The organism is Ureibacillus suwonensis (genome assembly GCF_042655065.1).
Classification (GTDB): Bacteria; Bacillota; Bacilli; order Bacillales_A; family Planococcaceae; genus Ureibacillus; species Ureibacillus suwonensis.
This window is the reverse complement of record NZ_JBHSNQ010000108.1, coordinates 1-796: the sequence shown is the minus strand read 5'-3', so window position 1 is coordinate 796 and position 796 is coordinate 1. Positions and strand designations below refer to the sequence as shown.

Sequence of the window (796 nt, the reverse complement as noted above, 5' to 3'; positions counted from 1 at the left end):
GGGTAACCCGGCGCGAGGGTTCAAATCCCTCCTTCTCCGCCATTCATACATGGCCCCTTGGTCAAGTGGTTAAGACACCGCCCTTTCACGGCGGTAACACGGGTTCGAATCCCGTAGGGGTCATAAAATTTTAATTAAAAAATAAAAAAATATATTGAAAACCTTAGCGTTTATGATAAAATAATTCTTGTCTTTGAAATAATAAGTCTAGTGACGATGGCAAAGAGGATACACCCGTTCCCATACCGAACACGGAAGTTAAGCTCTTTAGCGCCGATGGTAGTTGGGGGCTTCCCCCTGCGAGAGTAGGACGTCGCTAGGCTTAAATGGAGGATTAGCTCAGCTGGGAGAGCATCTGCCTTACAAGCAGAGGGTCGGCGGTTCGATCCCGTCATCCTCCACCATATATGCCGGCGTAGCTCAATTGGTAGAGCAACTGACTTGTAATCAGTGGGTTGAGGGTTCGATTCCTTTCGCCGGCACCATCGTGAGCCATTAGCTCAGTGGTAGAGCATCTGACTTTTAATCAGAGGGTCGAAGGTTCGAGTCCTTCATGGCTCACCATTTATTATGCGGGTGTGGCGGAACTGGCAGACGCACTAGACTTAGGATCTAGCGCCTTACGGCGTGGGGGTTCGACTCCCTTCACCCGCACCATATTTACATCATGCGGAAGTAGTTCAGTGGTAGAACACCACCTTGCCAAGGTGGGGGTCGCGGGTTCGAACCCCGTCTTCCGCTCCAAAAAGCCGGGGTGGCGGAATAGGCAGACGCACAGGACTTAAAATCCTGCGGT

At 50.9% G+C, this 796-nt stretch carries 6 tRNA genes and 1 rRNA gene; all 7 read left to right on the top strand.

The annotated features are described in order from the left end of the window. The first annotated feature begins 51 nt into the window (after positions 1-51). The 7 genes from ACFPOH_RS10900 (at position 52) to ACFPOH_RS10870 (ending at position 744) form a co-directional block, all read left to right on the top strand. Positions 52-123: transfer RNA gene (locus ACFPOH_RS10900), tRNA-Glu, on the top strand. 83 nt (positions 124-206) lie between these two features. Further along, positions 207-322 (top strand): 5S ribosomal RNA (gene rrf / locus ACFPOH_RS10895). 6 nt (positions 323-328) lie between these two features. Beyond that, positions 329-404: transfer RNA gene (locus tag ACFPOH_RS10890), tRNA-Val, on the top strand. Positions 405-409: 5 nt separating this feature from the next. Then, positions 410-485, top strand: a tRNA-Thr gene (locus ACFPOH_RS10885). Positions 486-489: 4 nt separating this feature from the next. Next, positions 490-564, top strand: a tRNA-Lys gene (locus ACFPOH_RS10880). A gap of 8 nt (positions 565-572) precedes the next feature. Continuing rightward, positions 573-657, top strand: a tRNA-Leu gene (locus ACFPOH_RS10875). Between the two features lie 12 nt (positions 658-669). Further along, positions 670-744, top strand: a tRNA-Gly gene (locus tag ACFPOH_RS10870). Positions 745-796 lie beyond the last annotated feature (52 nt).